Source organism: Bartonella capreoli, assembly GCF_902813205.1.
Lineage (GTDB): Bacteria > Pseudomonadota > Alphaproteobacteria > Rhizobiales > Rhizobiaceae > Bartonella > Bartonella schoenbuchensis.
Genome location: NZ_CADDZX010000290.1, coordinates 1 through 417 on the forward strand (window position 1 = coordinate 1; position 417 = coordinate 417).

The 417-nt window shown below is 42.0% G+C and carries 1 pseudogene; it reads right to left on the reverse strand.

Annotation, left to right across the window (positions count from 1 at the left end):
* Positions 1-231 (reverse strand): annotated as a pseudogene (locus J7R05_RS08485) (tRNA (guanosine(37)-N1)-methyltransferase TrmD); the annotation flags it as partial.
* Positions 232-417: the final 186 nt, after the last annotated feature.

Here is a 417-nt window from a genome sequence, read left to right on the forward strand (position 1 = left end):
GGGGCAACTATCAATTGCAGCAGCTAACACATCCGCCCGCATCACCATACCAGCTCCCCCACCAGCTGGTTTGTCATCAACACTATGGTGCTTATCCAAAGCAAAATCCCTAATCTGCACTGTTTCTAGCGACCATATACCACGCTCTAAAGCTTGGCCGGCTAAAGAATAACCCAAAAAACCAGGAAACATTTCGGGATAAAGTGTTAAAATGCGTGCTTGAAACTTCATTTTTTCATCCAAACCTTTAGCCCAAACTATACCATATCAGCACCAACCGGTTATCATCAACACCAGCAGTATTTATCCAAAGGAAAAGCGCCCATCTTCTCTATACCCAAGAGCCACATCCCCTATTTTAAAGCTTATCTGCTAATAATCCAAAAAACATTTCAAAGAAAAATGCTAACACATTTG